15 protein-coding genes, 3 tRNA genes and 1 rRNA gene are annotated in these 17,256 nt (G+C 47.8%); 5 read left to right on the plus strand and 14 right to left on the minus strand.

Features of this window, described 5'->3' with window-relative positions; all coding sequences use genetic code 11:
- Positions 1 to 91 precede the first annotated feature (91 nt).
- From H8S54_RS13205 to H8S54_RS13220, 4 genes are all read right to left on the minus strand, one after another.
- Positions 92 to 1,825: a S8 family peptidase gene (locus tag H8S54_RS13205; RefSeq protein ID WP_186901635.1), complete on the minus strand. Its 1,734-nt coding sequence runs from the start codon at positions 1,823 to 1,825 to the stop codon at positions 92 to 94.
- A 77-nt stretch (positions 1,826 to 1,902) separates the two neighbouring features.
- Complete coding sequence (locus H8S54_RS13210) at positions 1,903 to 2,688, minus strand: prolipoprotein diacylglyceryl transferase (RefSeq protein ID WP_186901636.1); 786 nt, start codon at positions 2,686 to 2,688, stop codon at positions 1,903 to 1,905.
- Positions 2,685 to 3,512: an arginase family protein gene (locus H8S54_RS13215; protein WP_186901637.1), complete on the minus strand. Its 828-nt coding sequence runs from the start codon at positions 3,510 to 3,512 to the stop codon at positions 2,685 to 2,687. Before H8S54_RS13215 ends, H8S54_RS13210 begins: the two co-directional genes overlap by 4 nt.
- Positions 3,512 to 4,342 carry an HdeD family acid-resistance protein gene (locus H8S54_RS13220; protein WP_186901638.1) on the minus strand — a complete coding sequence of 277 codons (831 nt, stop codon included), beginning with the start codon at positions 4,340 to 4,342 and terminating at the stop codon, positions 3,512 to 3,514. Before H8S54_RS13220 ends, H8S54_RS13215 begins: the two co-directional genes overlap by 1 nt.
- 152 nt (positions 4,343 to 4,494) lie before the next feature.
- On the opposite strand from H8S54_RS13220, the gene H8S54_RS13225 reads away from it, so the two are divergent.
- The 5 genes from H8S54_RS13225 to H8S54_RS13245 all read left to right on the plus strand — a co-directional run bounded on the left by H8S54_RS13225 (position 4,495) and on the right by H8S54_RS13245 (position 9,932).
- Positions 4,495 to 5,589, plus strand: a complete 1,095-nt coding sequence (locus tag H8S54_RS13225) for an ABC transporter ATP-binding protein (RefSeq protein ID WP_021926826.1) — start codon at positions 4,495 to 4,497, stop codon at positions 5,587 to 5,589.
- Positions 5,590 to 5,600: 11 nt separating this feature from the next.
- The gene (locus tag H8S54_RS13230) at positions 5,601 to 6,494 is read left to right on the plus strand and encodes a carbohydrate ABC transporter permease (protein ID WP_186901639.1); all 894 of its coding nucleotides are present in this window, start codon (positions 5,601 to 5,603) and stop codon (positions 6,492 to 6,494) included.
- A 19-nt stretch (positions 6,495 to 6,513) separates the two neighbouring features.
- Positions 6,514 to 7,386 carry a carbohydrate ABC transporter permease gene (locus H8S54_RS13235; RefSeq protein WP_186901640.1) on the plus strand — a complete coding sequence of 291 codons (873 nt, stop codon included), beginning with the start codon at positions 6,514 to 6,516 and terminating at the stop codon, positions 7,384 to 7,386.
- Entirely contained in the window at positions 7,383 to 8,993 is a 1,611-nt protein-coding gene (locus H8S54_RS13240) for an ABC transporter substrate-binding protein (RefSeq protein WP_330600188.1), read from the plus strand. The genes H8S54_RS13235 and H8S54_RS13240 overlap by 4 nt, the downstream gene beginning before the upstream one ends.
- A 141-nt stretch (positions 8,994 to 9,134) precedes the next feature.
- Complete coding sequence (locus H8S54_RS13245) at positions 9,135 to 9,932, plus strand: hypothetical protein (RefSeq protein WP_186901641.1); 798 nt, start codon at positions 9,135 to 9,137, stop codon at positions 9,930 to 9,932.
- 206 nt (positions 9,933 to 10,138) lie between these two features.
- Here the strand turns inward: H8S54_RS13245 and H8S54_RS13250 are convergent, their stop codons facing one another.
- The 10 genes from H8S54_RS13250 to H8S54_RS13295 form a co-directional block, all read right to left on the minus strand.
- Positions 10,139 to 11,485: an MATE family efflux transporter gene (locus H8S54_RS13250; RefSeq protein WP_186901642.1), complete on the minus strand. Its 1,347-nt coding sequence runs from the start codon at positions 11,483 to 11,485 to the stop codon at positions 10,139 to 10,141.
- 116 nt (positions 11,486 to 11,601) lie between these two features.
- A complete protein-coding gene (gene sufU / locus H8S54_RS13255) occupies positions 11,602 to 12,042 on the minus strand; it encodes a Fe-S cluster assembly sulfur transfer protein SufU (RefSeq protein ID WP_117851456.1) in 441 nt (146 codons plus the stop codon).
- Positions 12,032 to 13,243, minus strand: coding sequence for an aminotransferase class V-fold PLP-dependent enzyme (locus H8S54_RS13260; protein ID WP_186901643.1), 1,212 nt, complete (start codon positions 13,241 to 13,243; stop codon positions 12,032 to 12,034). Before H8S54_RS13260 ends, sufU begins: the two co-directional genes overlap by 11 nt.
- The gene (locus H8S54_RS13265) at positions 13,240 to 14,328 is read right to left on the minus strand and encodes a SufB/SufD family protein (protein ID WP_117851454.1); all 1,089 of its coding nucleotides are present in this window, start codon (positions 14,326 to 14,328) and stop codon (positions 13,240 to 13,242) included. Before H8S54_RS13265 ends, H8S54_RS13260 begins: the two co-directional genes overlap by 4 nt.
- A 23-nt stretch (positions 14,329 to 14,351) precedes the next feature.
- A complete protein-coding gene (sufB, locus tag H8S54_RS13270) occupies positions 14,352 to 15,758 on the minus strand; it encodes a Fe-S cluster assembly protein SufB (RefSeq protein ID WP_021926835.1) in 1,407 nt (468 codons plus the stop codon).
- A complete protein-coding gene (gene sufC, locus H8S54_RS13275; RefSeq protein ID WP_117851451.1) occupies positions 15,755 to 16,522 on the minus strand; it encodes a Fe-S cluster assembly ATPase SufC in 768 nt (255 codons plus the stop codon). The genes sufB and sufC overlap by 4 nt, the downstream gene beginning before the upstream one ends.
- 207 nt (positions 16,523 to 16,729) lie before the next feature.
- A tRNA-Cys gene (locus H8S54_RS13280) sits at positions 16,730 to 16,800 on the minus strand.
- A gap of 28 nt (positions 16,801 to 16,828) precedes the next feature.
- A tRNA-Glu gene (locus H8S54_RS13285) sits at positions 16,829 to 16,900 on the minus strand.
- Positions 16,901 to 16,931: 31 nt separating this feature from the next.
- Positions 16,932 to 17,004, minus strand: a tRNA-Asn gene (locus tag H8S54_RS13290).
- An 84-nt stretch (positions 17,005 to 17,088) separates the two neighbouring features.
- Positions 17,089 to 17,256, minus strand: a 23S ribosomal RNA gene (locus tag H8S54_RS13295); the annotation flags it as partial.

The raw sequence follows: 17,256 nt of genomic DNA on the forward strand, positions 1-17,256 counted from the left end.
ATAATTTCCGTATCAAAAAAGCCGGCACATATAGCCGTATTCTTCCTTAAGCATAGCACAAAAGACACTAATGTAAAGCAAAAATATCTTCTCACGTCAACAGTTCAAACGTATGATACAGATCCAGTCTTCCAAATCCCCAGTCCCGGTTGGGATACTGGAGACGGTCTTCTCTTTTGGCGCCGCGGGTGAGGTAGTTTTTGACGCTGGAGCCGGTGAAGAAGGGGCGGTTGCCGCGGATGACGGCCCATTCGAAGAGGAGGGCGGCGGTGCCGGCTGTCTGAGCGGCAGAGAGGCTGGTGCCGGAGGCGTAGCCGTAAAGGCCGTTTAGCTGGGGGACCTTGATCTGCACGCCCGGGGCTGCTACCTGGGGAACCACATTTCCGTCCGGCATAAAGCCCCGGCTTGCCTGCACGTACAGGCTGTTGTCACGGTACTGATAGGCGGTGACGGTAATGCTCTCCAGGGAATCTCCGGGGGCCGTCACGGTATTGTAAGGAGATGGCTCCAGGAAATACGTCTCCTCGGAAATCAGCCCCTGCACAGGCAGCCACATGTGAAAGCTTACATTCTGGTTATCCCTGCCCCGGACAAAAATCCGCCAGATACCAGGCGCAGGCTGGATAAACCGGAAATACACCAGCGTATATCCCGTCTGCCTCTCAATAGACACATAATCGACCTCCACCCTTGTCTCCACAAAAACAAAGGAAAGTTCCTGGGGCACATCTCCAAGTGACGAACTGATATCCAGGATTTCCCCGGTTGGCGACTGCAGAGACAGATTGTAGATTTCCGGAGGTTCTCCCCAGAATTCCATGGTAAAGCCAGGCTCTTTGTTCCCCACGCGAAGATCTGCCCCTGCCTGATTTTCCCGCTCTGACAGCCTGCCTGTATAATGATGCCTTGCGCTGCCCTCATTTCCAGCAGCCACAGACACGGAGATCAGGGAATACGCAGAAGTATAATCCACATATGTACTCAGCGGATTTTTCCCAATATGTGCGCCCTGGCTGCTGCCGATTCCCAGACACACAGACAGAGGCAGCTTCCTCTCATTTGCCATTCGCACAGCGAAATCCATCCCCATCATAATATCATTTTCCTGAAAAAGCTCTGCCTGTGATGGAAACAGATAAAACTCCCGCAAATATTTTTTTGCCTGCTTCACCTTCACAATAATCAGCATGGCCTCCGGCGCCGCCCCGCAAAAGCCCTCCTCAGGGGCATAATTTCCTGCAGCTATGGCTGCCATTCTGGTACCGTGTCCATTTGTATCCAGGGAAGGCACCAGATCCAGCGGATTTTCCGACGCCAGTGCCCGGTCAATGTCACTTTTCCAGAACACTTTTCCATAAGGCACCTCACGCCCGTCTCCATCAAGAGTCTGGTCCCAGATACACAAAATCCTGCTGCCCATTTCATTCTGAAAAAGAGGATTACGGTAGTCAATTCCGGAATCAATAACTGCAATGGCCGTCCCCTGCCCTTTCAGCTGAAGATAAGGATGCTCCTGCAGCCTTGTAATCCCTGACGCCCCAAGGCTTCCAAGATCCATATAAGTATAACATTTTGGAATAAAACTGTAAGAATACGTGTTGATGTTCAGATTTCCCACCTCGGTAAGCGGGGCATAGACCACACCATAGATCGAATTGATTTTCTGAAAGCTAAGACCCGGGACATCGCCCAGGTCTTCCTGAAAATTTCCCATATATTTCACAATAAAATCCGCATACAGCTCATTCTGGGCAGGAGACGCATCCGGCCTTGTCCCTTCTTCCTGAATTCCAACTGTATCTGCATACTCCGGGGATTTTTGCATGTGCTTCCCTCCAGCTTATATTCAGTTAAGCCTATGCAGTTTTTTTGCTTTTATGTCTGTGATTTCCATGAACTTGCTCATGCAGACATGTCTCGTTTCGTTTTGCCGTCCCGGGCATTCTCACTGAAAACAAGAAGCAGGACTATTCCTGCCACGAAAGTAAACAGGGAAATAAACTGTGAGGTAGACAATGCCCCTACACTTCCTCTTGCCAGATCCCCTCTGAAAAACTCCAGCACAAACCTTCCCGCACTGTAAAAAATCAGATAAGCCGCGGCCGTCTCCCCGTCCTTTTTCTGTTTTTTGAGAATAAAAAGCAAAATCCCATAATGAATGAAATCCAGAATACTGGAATAAATCTGGGTGGGAATCAGTGCCACCCCGTTTGGCGCAAAGCCGGAGTCATGAAAGGTAATGGAAAAAGCACTGTTCGTCTCCCTTCCATAGCAGCATCCTGCCAGCAGACAGCCGATCCTGCCAAATCCCTGGGCCAGCGCCACCGACGGCATCAGCGTATCAAAGAACCGAAGAAAATCCAGATTTTTTATCCTGCAGTACACATACGCCGTAAGGATTCCCCCGATAATGCCGCCAAACACAACGAACCCATCCGTCAGGGTATCCCCGAGAAAGCCCGGATTGGCCACAATGCTCTTCCACTCTGTGATCCAGTACAGGATCTTTGCCCCAAGAAAGCCGCCAAGCACGCACCATACCACAAGGTTAAAAACATGTTCGTAAGGAAGTCCCCGCTTTTTGGCTCTGCGTTCTCCCGTAAAGTAAGCTGCCAGTATCCCTACCGCGATCATCAGTCCATACCCGTAAACGGTAAAGGGTCCTATTTTCAGCAATTCATTTTTCATAATAAAGCTCCTCTATCTTCCTGCTCTGCAAAAAAGTTTTTCCAGAACTTCAGAAGTTCCCGGTTTGCCGCATCATTTCTCTCATTGTCTGCTCCGTCCGGGTCACATTCCCCGCAGATATCCACCTGAAGGATTTTTCCGCCGGCCTCTTTAAAATGCCTGGTGACAAATTCCAGTGCTGCCATCATTTCCCCAAGAGTCATATCTCCCTGACTCCAGGTAGTGCTGGCATCCGTTGTACCAAGCACATCTTTATCAATGGAAACATAAAGAGGAAGGTCCGTGGGAATTTCTCCAAGGAAAGAAAAATCCATCACATTCCTTTCCATATTATTCGTTTTTTCGGAATAGCTTTCGTTATTTCGAAAGTCCTGGAGCATCTCCCTTGAGAAAAACTTTACCTTCTCTTTCAGCGGCTCTTCCACCTGACTGTAAGCTTCCTCATCTGGCCCTACAAGCCATACTTCAACCAGATTTTCTGCCTCTTCAATTGCACTTGCGATCCAGCCGCCGCAAGAGAGAAGCCCTCCAAAAGCCGGCAGCTGCATGTCCGTATGATTGTCAAAAACCAGAAGCCGAAAGGGCTCTTTCACTCTCTCAATCCCAATCCGGCTCATATAATGATAATTGCCGGAATCAATAAAATAAATTCCTCCCGCTGAAAATTCCTCCAGCTTTTCCAGAATCTGCGTCTTCGCTTCGTCGTCACAATAGCAGTTTGTTCCGGGAATTTCCCGGACATCCAGCCAGGATACCTTTTCCCCTTCAAAAAACTGCTCTTCCTTATAAATCCCGGAAAAATCCATGATCACAATCTCTGCCATCAGTCTTTCCACTCCTCAAGGACTTCTTCTGCTTCCTCGCTTTCCCCGGAAGCTTCATCTGGAACGGCTTCTGGATTCCCGGCACTTTCCTGGGAAACAGCCCCGTCTGGCTGAACATTTTCTTCTGGAACAGTCTCTGTGTTCTTAGAACTTTCTTCAGACGCCATCTGGCTGCTTACATTCCCTGCATCCGGTGCTGGAGCAGAGGTATTTCCTGTCTCTTCTGTATTCTGTGCAGAAGCCGCTTCTGCCTTACTGTCGTCTTTTTCTTCTGTCTCCTCAGATGGAATCTCCTTTTTCAATCCATGCTTCAGGATCAGATAGAAAATAATATCAAGTGCCCCGTTTGCCACAAAAATCCATCCGGAAACCTGCATGGTAAGACGAAGCTCGCTGAACGGATTCACAAGGATCAGCACGCCAAACCCCACAAACACCAGGCTCTCAATGAGAAACGCTTTCCATGCCCCAAGCTTTCTTTTCCTTAATTTCATGCTTCCACGAAGCATCCAGATACTGTCCACCAGAATGAAGGCTCCCAGCATCAAAGTAAGAAGCTTCACCACCACCTGTGGATTCATAAACAGAAATGCCCCGATCACCAGCACGATCACACCGGAAAAAAGATCCAGAATTGTGGCGTTTTCTTTTTCCAGCACATAGATCACGATGTGGTACAGTCCTGCTCCCACGAGAACCAGGCCAAACACTACCTTACACAGCACATTTACCGTTTCCACAGGCATCAGGGCCAGGCACACGCCCAGCGCTATGTAGAGAATGGAAACCGGAATCTGTCCTTTTAATACTTTCATTTTTTTATCTTCCATAAAGCGCGCTCCTTTATTTCTTTTCGTCAGTATACCTCTTTTAAACTTTTTCGTCCACCCAAAATGCAGGAAAACTTTTTTGCATTGTACAAACCACTGGAATTCGTTATAATAGTAAGCAAATCTGAATTATAATACGTAGGAGAGAGAATATGAAAATCGTATTAGAACACCTCACCAAGCAGTTTCCTGCCCGCGGGCGGAAATCCCGGGAATCGGTTACTGCAGTGGACAATTTCAATTTTGAAATTCCAGACGGACAGCTGATCGGACTTCTTGGCCCTTCCGGTTGCGGCAAAAGCACCACCCTGAACATGATCTGCGGACTTGAAAAACCAACTGACGGCCGGATCCTTTTCGGCGAAGAGGACGTCACAAATCTTCCCCCTGAGAACCGGGGCGTGGGCATGGTATTTCAGAACTACGCCCTCTATCCTCATCTCACTGTGAAGCAGAACATTCTTTTTCCCCTGCAGAACCTAAAGGGAAAGGACAAGCTTTCCAAGGATGAAATGGACCGCCGCGTCCAGAACGCTGCCCAGCTGGTGCAGATCACAGAGCTGATGGACAGACGCCCCTCCGAGCTTTCCGGCGGTCAGCAGCAGCGTGTTGCCATTGCCCGCGCCCTTGTAAAAATGCCCCGGGTGCTGCTCCTTGACGAGCCTCTTTCCAACCTGGACGCCAGACTCCGCCTGCAGACCAGGGAAGAAATCCGCAAGATCCAGCGCGCCACAAAGATCACCACTGTGTTTGTCACCCACGACCAGGAAGAAGCCATGAGCATTTCCGACATGATCGTTGTCATGAAAAGCGGCGTGGTCCAGCAGATCGGCAAGCCCCAGGATGTATATGACAGCCCGGTCAATCTGTTTGTAGCCAGATTCCTTGGCACTCCGCCAATCAATGTATTTGAGGGCGAGATCCGTGGGCAGAAGCTTTATATCGGGGAAAATGCCATCCTGGACGCTCCCGGAATTTCCGATCAGCAGGTATTTGCCGGAATCCGTCCCGAGGGCTTTGTCCTTGACAAAAACGGCCCTCTTTGCTGCCAGCTTGGAGGCGTTGAGGTCATGGGACGTGACATCTCCGTAGTATCCTCCCACGCTGCTTCCCAGGCACCTGCCATCCGCTCCATTATCAGCTCCGAGAGCAGCATTGATCTTTCTTCCAAAACCATCCGTTTTGCGGTGAAGCCAAACAAGATTTTCCTTTTTGGCCGTGAAACAGAAGAAAGGATTTACCTTTAAGGGAGGTTCCTATGAATAAAAGAAATTTAAAAGGCTGGCTCTATCTTCTGCCGGCAATCCTGTTTCTGGGTGTTTTCATGGTATATCCTCTCATTGACGTTTTTATCTACTCCTTTGAAGAGGGCTATAACTCTGCATCCCAGACCTATTACGGGACAGGCGCATACAACTATTCCTATGTGCTTCATGATTCCTATTTTCTTCAGGCAATCAAGAATACCTTTCTTCTGGTAATCATTACTGTGCCTCTTTCCACCTTGCTGGCACTTCTGATTTCCGTTGCCTTAAGCTCCATAAAAGCTTTGAAGAAGCTTTACCAGACCATTTACTTCCTGCCTTATGTGACCAACACTCTGGCAGTTGGCCTTGTTTTTATGATCCTTTTTAAGAAAACAGCTTACTCGGACGGGCTTGTGAACCTGGTCCTTCAGCTGTTCGGGCGCGGTCCCGTTGATTTCATCGACGGACCCTATTGGGCGAAAATGCTGGTTCTGTGCATTTATACCATATGGATCGTCATGCCATTTAAGGTGCTGATCCTGACCAGTGCACTGGCTTCCGTGAACCAGAACTACTACAACGCGGCCAGGGTGGACGGTACTTCCAGATTCCGTATTTTTGTGCGGATCACCCTGCCCATGATCTCACCTACTGTATTTTACCTGATCATAACAGGCTTCATCGGAGCATTTAAGGCCTACAGCGATGCAGTGGCCCTTTTCGGCACAGACCTAAACGCTGCAGGAATGAATACCATTGTAGGATATGTTTACGATATGCTTTACGGCAACGGGGGCGGCTATCCTTCCTACGCATCTGCCGCGGCGATCATTTTGTTTGTGATCGTCCTGACCATCACCTGCATCAATCTGCTGGTGAGCAGGAAGCATGTTTATTACTCATGAAACAATTCGAGGACAAAAAATGGAAAATTCAAACCAGTTTACCAATGAACGCTCTGCTGCCAGACGACATACAGCAGTCAGCGTGATCACTTACATTCTGCTCACCCTGTGGGCGCTGATCGTACTGTTTCCTTTTTACTGGATGGTCCTGACCTCTGTAAAAAGCTACAGTTCCTACAACGCGGAGCACATTCCCAGCTTTTTTACCCTGACTCCGACCATGCAGAATTATGCAGACGCATTTACGGCGGTGCCTCTGGGAAAATATCTTCTCAATACCCTTATTTTCACATCGGCCACCACCGCCATTATGATGGTCGTGATCACCCTCTCCGCTTTTGCTTTTGCAAGGCTTGAGTTCCGGGGAAAAAATCTGGCCTTTACCTTATTTCTCTCCCTGATGATGATTCCAAACGAGCTTGTGATCATCACCAACTTTGTGACCATTACCAACCTGGATATGCGAAACACCTTCCTGGGACTGATCCTTCCCTCTGTCACCTCCGTATTTTACATTTACCTTCTGAAAGAAAATTTCGAGCAGGTTCAGGACGAGCTTTACCGGGCAGCCAAGGTGGACGGCACCTCCGATCTGAAATACCTGTGCAAGGTTATGATCCCCATCTGCAAGCCCACTATGGTGACCATCGCCATCCTGAAGGTAATTGAATGCTGGAATTCCTACGTATGGCCCCGCCTCATCACAGATGACCAGAATTATTACCTGGTTTCCAATGGTATCCAGGAAATCCGTGAGAACGGCTTCGGACGTGAAAATATTCCTGCCATGATGGCTGCGGTTGTGGTAATCTCACTTCCCCTGATCGTTCTGTTCCTGATTTTCCGCAACAAGATCATGGCCGGGGTTTCAAGAGGAGGTACAAAAGGATGATGACGAAAAAACATAAATTTCCAGGGAAAAAGCTTCTTGTTCTGGCGCTGGCTGCTGTCTTAGCGGCAGGACTTAGCGGCTGTCACGGTGCAAAGGAGCAGAGCGCATTTTCCATCCCTGAAGAATTTGATACCTCCAAGAACTATGAAATCACCTTCTGGGCCAAAAACGACACCAACAAAACCCAGACGGAAATTTACAAAAAGGCCATCTCCGATTTCGAGGCCCTGTATCCCAATATTACTGTAGACCTGCGGCTTTACACCGATTACGGCAAGATCTACAATGATGTCATTACCAACATTGCCACAGAAACCACCCCAAATGTGTGCATCACTTACCCGGACCACATTGCCACTTACCTGACCGGAAATGACACGGTGGTTCCCCTGGATGACCTGATGGCAGATGAAAGCTACGGTCTTGGCGGCAGCAAGCTGGAATTTGACTCTGTAAAAAGCGATGAGATCATCCCCCAGTTTCTGGAGGAGTGCTCCTTTGCCGGACATTACTATGCCCTGCCCTTCATGCGTTCCACAGAGGTCTGCTACGTAAACAAAACCTACGTGGAAAAGCTTGGCTACACCCTTCCCGAAACTCTGACCTGGGATTTTGTCTGGGAAGTCAGTGAAAAAGCCATGGAGCAAAATGCAGACGGCACCTACAAGATCAACGGACAGAACGTGCTGATTCCCTTCATTGACAAGTCCACAGACAACATGATGATCGAAATGCTGAAGCAGAAAAACGCGGGATATTCCACAGACAGCGGCGAGATCCAGCTTTTTAACGATACTACTACCGATCTTCTGTACACCATTGCAGATCATGTAAAAACAGGTGCTTTTTCCACCTTTAAGATTTCCAGCTACCCTGCCAACTTTTTGAACGCCGGACAGTGTATTTTCGCCATTGATTCTACAGCAGGCGCTACCTGGATGGGCACTCATGCACCGCTTGTGGATATCAGTTCCGATGCGCTGGTGGACTTTGAGACAGAGGTTATGACCATTCCCCAGTTTGACCCGGAGAATCCCCAGATGATCTCCCAGGGACCTTCCGTGTGCGTGTTCAATAAGAAGGACTCCCAGGAAGTGCTGGCATCCTGGCTTTTCACCCAGTATCTGCTTACCAATGAGGTGCAGACCGCTTACTCGGAAACAGAAGGCTACGTACCTGTCACCAGCAAGGCCCAGGAATCTGACCAGTATCAGGATTATCTTTCCAGAGAGGGCGAGGACAATTCCACCTACTATGATGTAAAAATAAAGGCCTCCAAAACCCTTCTGGAAAATGTGGACCACACCTTTGTCACACCTGTATTCAACGGCTCTGCTTCCCTTCGTGACGCAGCCGGGCAGCTGATCGAGAACGTGACCAAGTCTGTGAGAAGAAAGCAGGAAATAGACGCCGATTACATTGCCCAGCTTTACAGCGATGTCACCTCCCTGTACCATCTGGATCAGATATCCGCGTCGGAAACCTCCGGAAAAGCAGACCTTGGCCCCCTTCCTGTTGAATCAAAGATTCTTCTTGTCAGCCTTGGGGCGGTCTGGTTTTTCATTCTTCTTTATCTGCTTCTGGAAAAAAGGAAAAGCAGAAAATAACTTTCCCCTAATCCCTTGATTTCCTCCTGTTTTCGTTTATAATAAAGGTGGTTGTGCATGCAGCCACCTTTTTTAATAAAATACATATGCTAAAGGCATACCTTTGTGACGTTTCTTGCGTACACACAGAAAGGAGACATTATGAAAAAAAGACTTGTATTACTGATGGCACTCTCCCTTACTTTCGCATTCCCGGGAGCAGTTATGGCAGAGGAGAACACTACTGAAGAGACCACAGAGGCTGCTTCTGATGAGGCTGATGCTTCCGAGGACGCTGATGTGAAATCTGAGGGCGTTATGACTCATGACGAGTATCTCGCTGCTGCAGTGGATGACGAGGTTGTAGTCGAAACTTATGTACAGGCTAAGCAATCCTGGTGGGAAGACAAGGCAACCATCTACACACAGGATAAAGACGGTGCATACTTCATCTACAACATGCCATGCTCACAGGAAGAATACGACCAGCTGGTACCTGGCACCAAGATCAAAGTAACCGGATACAAGGCTGAATGGTCCGGAGAAATTGAAATTGCTGACGTATCCTCCTTCGAGATCGAGGACGGCGAATATATTGCAGAGCCGCTTGATGTAACAGATCTTCTTGGCAAAGATGAGCTGATCGACCATCAGAACGAGCTGGTATCCTTCAAGGGCATGACTGTAGAAGCTGCCGGACAGGATGCAGACGGAAATGATGTTGCATATCTTTACAACTATGATGGCTCCGGTTCTGAAGGGGACGACCTTTACTTCAACGTTTCCCTTGACGGAGAGACCTATACATTTACAGTAGAGTCCTACCTTTGCGACAAGGACAGCGATGTATACAAGGCTGTAGAAGCCCTGAACATCGGTGACAAGATCGACATGGAAGGCTTCCTGTACTGGTATGAGGGCGTAAACCCGCACATCACATCTGTAACTGCTGCTGAATAAGATTCCGGCGCTGTTATACCGCCTTTGCTGCAGCATCCTGCACAGTACATAGAATTAAGCATCTTACACATAACAGGCCTCGGAAACGGCATTTTCTGCTGCTTCCGAGGCCTTATTGATTACGCTTTATTTCACTGTCTCAAAATTTGGAAAGTCTCTCTTCCATTTCGAAATATCCTATCCTTACATTCCGCCTGCATGTTTCCCTACGCAATCCCGATCTTCGTATTCTTATACACATGTATGAAATAAATGATCTCCACCGTTGCCGTAATTCCCCATGAGAAAATGTACAGCAGATACAAAGACGGAATGGTTTTAAAATATGCAAACACCGTGTTGACCCAGATTATTCGGAAAACACAGGAACCCATGATTACGATCACAGTGGGCACAAGGCTTTTTCCAAGGGCTCTAGAAGCTGCTATAGTAGCGTCCATAAAGGCGGAAAATCCGTAGCAGTAGCCCATAATGGTAAGTCTCTTCATTCCCGCATCAATTACCGCAGGGTCGTTGGTAAACAGTCCAAGAAACTGCCTTCCGAAAATAACTAGGCAGATTCCCCCCACCAGCCCGATTCCAAAGGAATAAGCCAGGCTGATCAGATAGCTGTTCTTCACGCGCTTTCTTTTGCCAGCACCGTAATTTTGTCCCATGAAGCTTCCGCAGGCTGTGTAAAAGGCTGCCATGGAATCATAGAGAAGGGCGTCCGCATTTGCAGCTGCAGAGTTGCCGGCTACCATAGTGGCGTCAAAGGTATTCACACCCGCCTGGATAAACAGGTTGGCCAGCTGGAAGATTCCATTCTGAAGTCCTGCCGGAAGTCCGATCTGGATAATGTATTTAGCCATTCTTCTGTTAAATTTCAGTTCTGACATGCGAAGGGCATAATCCCCGCCCATTTTTACCAGGGCGCGCAGGATCAAAAATGCAGACAGGTACTGGGAAATAATGCTTGCCGTTGCCACTCCTGCCACATCCATTTTGCAGATGATCACAAAGAACAGGTTCAGCACAACATTCACCACCCCTGCCGCAGACAGATAATACAGCGGCTTCTTGGTATCTCCAAATGCACTGCACACTGCATTGCCGAAGTTGTACAAAGCAAGAGCCGGCATTCCAAGGAAATAGATCCGGATGTACAGAACCGCTCCCTCCAGCAGCTCTTCCTTGGTATTCATCACTTCCAGAATCCATCTGGAAAAGAGCATTCCAAATGCCAGGACGATCACTCCTGTTCCAAGACTTACCAGAAGAGCCGTATGTATGGTCTGCACCGTACTTTTTTTGTCCTTTGCGCCGAAGTACCTTGCAACCAGAACATTGATACCTCCTGCCATGCCAATGAGAACCCCTGTAAAAAGAGTTACCAGCGTGGTGGTGGAACCTACTGCCCCAAGGGATAAGGAGCCCGCAAACTGCCCGATTACCGCAATGTCCGCCATATTAAACAACACCTGAAACAGGTTCGTCAGCATAAGGGGAATACTGAAAAACAGCATTTTCCCCCAGATGGAGCCTGTAGTCAGATCCTGTCTGTCCTCTTTCATTTCCTTTTTTCTCCTTCATCATCCATATTTTTCTGCGCAAAAAAAAGGCCCCGTGGACCTTTTTTCGCCATCGTTATATGGATTATAACACTGACCTTAAGTTTTGTCATTGTGTTTTATAAATTCTTTTCAGCCTCTTTTTCCAGCAGCTCTTCCATGGTATGCCAGCCAAGAACCGCGCATTTTACACGGGCAGGCATTTTGGAAATATCGGCAAGGGACATAGCTTCCTCAAGGGGTTCCAGTTCATCCCCCTTTGCCTCTCCCTTTATCATTCTGGAAAAAAGATCAGCAAGCTGTAAGGCTTCTTCCTTTGTTTTTCCGATGATCAGCTCCAGCATCATATCCACAGAAGCCTGGGAAATAGCGCAGCCGCTGCCCACAAAGGCACCGTCTGTGATCACGCCGTTCTCTTCCTTCAGTTCCAGGATAATGTCATCACCGCAGCTTGGATTCACTCCCTCAAGAACCAGATTGGCATCCTCCAGCTTCTTTTTGTGCGCCGGATGCAGATTGTGGTCCGTCAGAATCTCATTGTAAAAAGTATTATTCATCATAGCCCATCAGCCTCCTGATATTTTTTACCTGCTCGATTAAGCGAAGCACATCCTCCTCACTGTTGTAAAAAGAAATGCTCGCTCTTGTGGTCACCATCACTCCAAGATGTGCCAGAAGAGGCTGTGCGCAGTGATGACCTGCACGCACATCCACATGTGCTCCGTCCAGAATGGAAGCAATGTCGTGAGGATGTACCCCGTCTACTGTAAAATTCAGGATTCCGTTGTGTTCCTTTGGATCCTGGCTTCCGATCACATGCACATGGGGAATTTTTTTCAATTCTTCCATTGCCAGGGCAGTAAGCGCATTTTCTTTCTCTTCAATAGCTTCAAAGCCAATGGAATTCAGATAATCAATGGCTGCTTTTAAGCCCCACGCACCGCCGCCGTTCACCGTTCCGGCCTCAAACTTATGGGGCAGTTCTGCAAAAACAGCACCCTCGCGGGTAACGCTTTCAATCATTTCCCCGCCAGTCAGAAATGGGGACATGGCATTTAACAGATTCTCTTTTCCATAGAGAACGCCGATTCCCATTGGCGCCATCAGCTTATGTCCGGAAAATGCTAAGAAATCCGCATCCATTTTCTGCACATCAATGGGAATATGGGGTGCGCTCTGAGCGGCATCCACAAGCACTACTCCGCCCACGCCATGAATCTTCTCAATAATCTTTTCCACCGGGTTCACGCGTCCGATCACATTGGAAATATGGGTGACGGCTGCAAATTTCGTCTTAGGCGTAACGGCATTTTCGATTGCCTCATCTGTAAAGCTTCCGTCCATCTCACATTCTAAGAACTTAATGGCAGCTCCTGTCTGTCTTGCCACCATCTGCCAGGGAAGAAGATTGCTGTGGTGGGAATCGATTCCTACCAGGATCTCATCTCCTGCTTTCAGGTTATTTAAACCGTAGCTGTAAGCCACCAGGTTAATGCTCTCCGTGGTATTTCTTGTGAAAATAATCTCACAGGACTTTGCCGCATGAAGGAAATCCCGCACCGTATCCCTTGCTTTCTCGTAGCGGTCTGTAGCCTCCATTCCAAGCTCATACAGCCCTCTTAAGGGGTTTGCGTTATATTTTTCGTAGAAGGCCTTTTCCGCCTCCAGAACAGCCAGAGGACGCTGTGCAGTGGCTGCATTGTCAAGATATGCCACCTGGCTGTCTTTTAAAAGGGGAAAGTCCTTTTTGTAATCTGTCATTGGCGTTCCTCCAGGTATTTCAATGTTTTTTCACGGATGGAAGGCTCTTTGATCTGGCCTGCCACTGCATCCAGGCGGGCTCTTGCAATCATTTTCTCTGCTGCTTCCTTGGTAAAGCCGCGAGACATCAGATAGAACAACGTCTTTTCATCCAGCTCTCCGATGGATGCACCGTGATTTCCTTCCACATCCTCCTCTGCGCAGAGGATCAGCGGAATGGTCTGGTTCACCACGTCGTCTCCCAGCAGAAGTACATCCTCTTTTTCATTTCCCACAGAACCCGGGCAGCCTTTCACAAAATCAATGGTTCCGCGGAAAAGCTTAAATGCCTCGCCGCTTAAAACACCGCTGCTTTCCATCAGGCTCTCGGTCTTTCTGCCATGATGGCGTGCCACATAATTCATATCCAGGCGCTGCTTTTCCTCTCCCAGATAGCCGATGTGGGTTTTAAAGGAACTGGAATCTTCCTTCAGATCCATGTAGGCACCAGAGTAGACTTCTTTTCCGCCCAGCTCCATCTTCACCAGATCTACGGAAGCGTTTTTGCCCAGAATACCGCCGATATCGGAAAATACTTTTGTTTTTTTGTCCATGGTCTGCACAACGGTCAGATCCAGTTTTGCATTTTCTTCTGCGTAAATTTTCAGCTGCAGGAAAAAGGGCTCTGCTTCCTTTTCTTTGGAGGTGCAGTAAACAGCCACATTCATTCTGGTATTTGCTTTTACATAAAGAAAATACCTTCCGTAGCGTCCGTCTGCGGTAAGATTTAAGATTGCCTGGTTTCCTGCCTCTGGATTTTTCTCATCTGTGCACTGGATCACTTCCACCGGGAAATTTTCGCCCAGCTTATCCATGTCTTTTCCAAGGGCTGTTTCTATACTGTCAAAGAGCTGCTTCTCATTCTCATCTGCCTGATGAAGCTCAAGGCCGCTGCCTAAATTTATACCTGCGTGTTTGCCAAGCTGTTCTTCATAGGTTCCTGCAACAGGAATTTTTACATCCGGTACAAATGCTTCATTCATTTTAAGCCGGTTCCAAGTGATTGCCGGAAGCCTGTTAATTGTCATATTCATACTTTTTTCCATATCATTCAACCTCCCTTCCGCGATCAGCCAATACTGCCTTTCATCTCAAGGCGGATCAGATTGTTCATTTCCACTGCATATTCAAGAGGCAGTTCCTTGGATACATTGTCTGCAAATCCGCTTACGATCATGGCTCTTGCATCTTCCTCTGAAATTCCTCTGGACATCAGATAGAACACTGCATCGTCGCTGATCTTGCCGATCTTTGCCTCATGTCCCACATCTGCATCCTTTGTACGGATATCCATAGCCGGAATAGTATCTGAACGGGAAATATCATCCAGCATCAGGGACTGACAGGAGACAGCTGCTTTGCTGTGCTTTGCATTTTTTCCGATGGTTACAGAGCTTCTGAAGGTGCTGATTCCGCCGTCCTTGGAAATGGAACGGGTGTTGATGTAGGAGGAAGTGTTTTCTCCTGTGTGCACCACCTTGGCTCCGGTATCCAGATTCTGTCCTTTTCCTGCAAAGGTGATTCCGGTGAATTCCATGCGGGAATCTTTTCCCTTCAGAATGGTCATGGGATAAAGGTAGGAGGTATGGGAACCGAAGGATCCGGAAACCCACTCCATTACGCCGCCTTCTTCCACAATGGCTCGCTTGGTATTCAGGTTATACATATTCTTAGACCAGTTCTCAATGGTGGAATAGCGAAGTCTTGCATTTTTGCCTACAAAAAGCTCTACGCAGCCTGCATGAAGGTTTGCCACATTGTATTTCGGTGCGGAACAGCCCTCGATGAAATGAAGATCTGCTCCCTCATCTACAATGATCAGGGTATGCTCAAACTGTCCGGCTCCCGGTGCATTCAGACGGAAATAGGACTGCAGGGGAATTTCCACAGAAACGCCCGGCGGTACATAAACAAAGGATCCGCCTGACCAGACTGCGCCGTGAAGGGCGGCAAATTTGTGGTCATTTGGCTTTACCAGCTTCATAAAATGAGTACGGATCATATCTGCGTATTCCCCGTGCATAGCACTTTCCAGGTCTGTGTAAACAACTCCCTGGGCTGCTACCTCTGCTTTTACATTGTGGTATACCAGCTCGGAATCGTACTGGGCGCCAACGCCAGCTAAGGATTTACGCTCTGCCTGCGGAATTCCAAGACGCTCAAAGGTATCCTTGATGTCATCCGGAACCTCGGACCATTTGGCGCTCATCTTGGTGTTTGGACGCACATAGGTGACGATCTGATCCATGTTCAGCTCATCAATTGGCGGTCCCCAGTTGGGAATTTCCATGGAATTATAAATCTGCAATGACTGAAGCCGGAACAGCTGCATCCAGGCCGGGTCATTTTTTTCTTTTGAAATCTGTTCTACAATTGCCGGAGTCAGACCTTCTTTTACCTTATAGGCATCTTTTTCCTCGTTTCGGAAGTCGTACATGCTCCGGTCAATATCCTCTACATAGGTCTTTTCTTTCACGGTTCTTTCACCTCTTCTGCTTCTGATACGAAGCTTTCATAGCCTTCTTCATTGATTCGGTCTACCAAAGAGCCGTCGCCTGTGGCAACGATGTGACCGTTTACCATAACATGGGTGTAATCTACATGAAGAGATTCCAGAATTCTGGTACTGTGGGTGATGATCAGAAGGGCTCCGTCACGGTCCTTCTGGTATTCTTCCACACCTTTGGATACAAGACGGACAGCATCTACATCCAGACCGGAGTCTGTCTCATCCAAAATGGCGAGGTTTGGCTTTAACATCATCAGCTGAAGAATTTCTGCTTTCTTCTTTTCTCCGCCAGAGAAGCCTACATTCAGGCTGCGCTCTGCATAGGAAGGATCCATATCCAGAAATTTCAGATTTTTGTCCAGCTCTTTCTTGAAGTCCCACAGCTTGATATAGCCTCCTTTTTTCTGCTGGATCGCATTTCTGATAAAAGCAGATACGGTAAGTCCCGGCACCTCAAGAGGCTCCTGGAAGGACAAAAACATGCCGTCTTTGGCACGCTTATCTGCGCTTTCCTCTGTAACATCCTTTCCTTTAAAGAGAATGCTTCCTCCTGTAACCTGGTACTTGGGATTTCCCATAAGTACATAGCCCAGGGTAGACTTTCCAGCACCATTTGGTCCCATCAGTACATGGGTCTCTCCTTTATGGATCTGAAGATTTATATCATGAAGAATTTCTTTTTCTTCTACTCTTGCATTTAACTGTTTTATGTTAAGGATTGGTTCTGACATTGTTCTCCTCCTTTAATTCATAGTAAACCAATGGGTTTTATTTGTTTGCTATTATAAATCGGGTTTTTCAAATATGCAAGAGGGTTTGTGAAAAAATTGTTGAGAGATGCAGTTGTTGAGATTTTTTATCATTTATGGAAGGTGGAATAAGAAAATAACTGGAAATGACATGACAAAAGCTCTTGATTCTTCATCAAGAGCTTTCAGAGGTGCCACCCAGATTTGAACTGGGGATAGAGGTGTTGCAGACCTTTGCCTTACCACTTGGCTATGGCACCACATTATTTAATTATTCGCCAAAGCGAATGACTCCAAGGGGATTTGAACCCCTGTTACCGCCGTGAAAGGGCGGTGTCTTAACCGCTTGACCATGGAGCCCTATTGAATCGGGCTTCATGCTCCGATTAAACTCCCCCTGTTGGACTCGAACCAACGACACTTCGGTTAACAGCCGAATGCTCTACCGACTGAGCTAAGGAGGAATAAAGGTTTGCACCTTCAAAACTACATACATGTTACATCCTTGTTCGGAATTTGTCAAGAATCTTTTTTCAACCTTGCGATTGTTGGTCAAGCCCTCACCCGATTAGTAGCAGTCAGCTCCATGCGTTGCCGCACTTCCACCCCTGCCCTATCTACCTCGTCGTCTTCAAGGGGGTTTACTTCTTTCGAATGGGACATCTCATCTTGAGGGGGGCTTCACGCTTAGATGCCTTCAGCGTTTATCCCTTCCG

The organism is Blautia segnis (assembly GCF_014287535.1).
Taxonomy (GTDB): domain Bacteria; phylum Bacillota; class Clostridia; order Lachnospirales; family Lachnospiraceae; genus Blautia_A; species Blautia_A acetigignens.

Coding starts and splice junctions, on each gene's coding strand:
- H8S54_RS13205 (WP_186901635.1), bottom strand. CDS start 1,825: ATGCAAAAATCCCCGGAGTATGCAGATACAGTTGGAATTCAGGAAGAA.
- H8S54_RS13210 (WP_186901636.1), bottom strand. CDS start 2,688: ATGAAAAATGAATTGCTGAAAATAGGACCCTTTACCGTTTACGGGTAT.
- H8S54_RS13215 (WP_186901637.1), bottom strand. CDS start 3,512: ATGGCAGAGATTGTGATCATGGATTTTTCCGGGATTTATAAGGAAGAG.
- H8S54_RS13220 (WP_186901638.1), bottom strand. CDS start 4,342: ATGGAAGATAAAAAAATGAAAGTATTAAAAGGACAGATTCCGGTTTCC.
- H8S54_RS13225 (WP_021926826.1), top strand. CDS start 4,495: ATGAAAATCGTATTAGAACACCTCACCAAGCAGTTTCCTGCCCGCGGG.
- H8S54_RS13230 (WP_186901639.1), top strand. CDS start 5,601: ATGAATAAAAGAAATTTAAAAGGCTGGCTCTATCTTCTGCCGGCAATC.
- H8S54_RS13235 (WP_186901640.1), top strand. CDS start 6,514: ATGGAAAATTCAAACCAGTTTACCAATGAACGCTCTGCTGCCAGACGA.
- H8S54_RS13240 (WP_330600188.1), top strand. CDS start 7,383: ATGATGACGAAAAAACATAAATTTCCAGGGAAAAAGCTTCTTGTTCTG.
- H8S54_RS13245 (WP_186901641.1), top strand. CDS start 9,135: ATGAAAAAAAGACTTGTATTACTGATGGCACTCTCCCTTACTTTCGCA.
- H8S54_RS13250 (WP_186901642.1), bottom strand. CDS start 11,485: ATGAAAGAGGACAGACAGGATCTGACTACAGGCTCCATCTGGGGGAAA.
- sufU (WP_117851456.1), bottom strand. CDS start 12,042: ATGATGAATAATACTTTTTACAATGAGATTCTGACGGACCACAATCTG.
- H8S54_RS13260 (WP_186901643.1), bottom strand. CDS start 13,243: ATGACAGATTACAAAAAGGACTTTCCCCTTTTAAAAGACAGCCAGGTG.
- H8S54_RS13265 (WP_117851454.1), bottom strand. CDS start 14,328: ATGGAAAAAAGTATGAATATGACAATTAACAGGCTTCCGGCAATCACT.
- sufC (WP_117851451.1), bottom strand. CDS start 16,522: ATGTCAGAACCAATCCTTAACATAAAACAGTTAAATGCAAGAGTAGAA.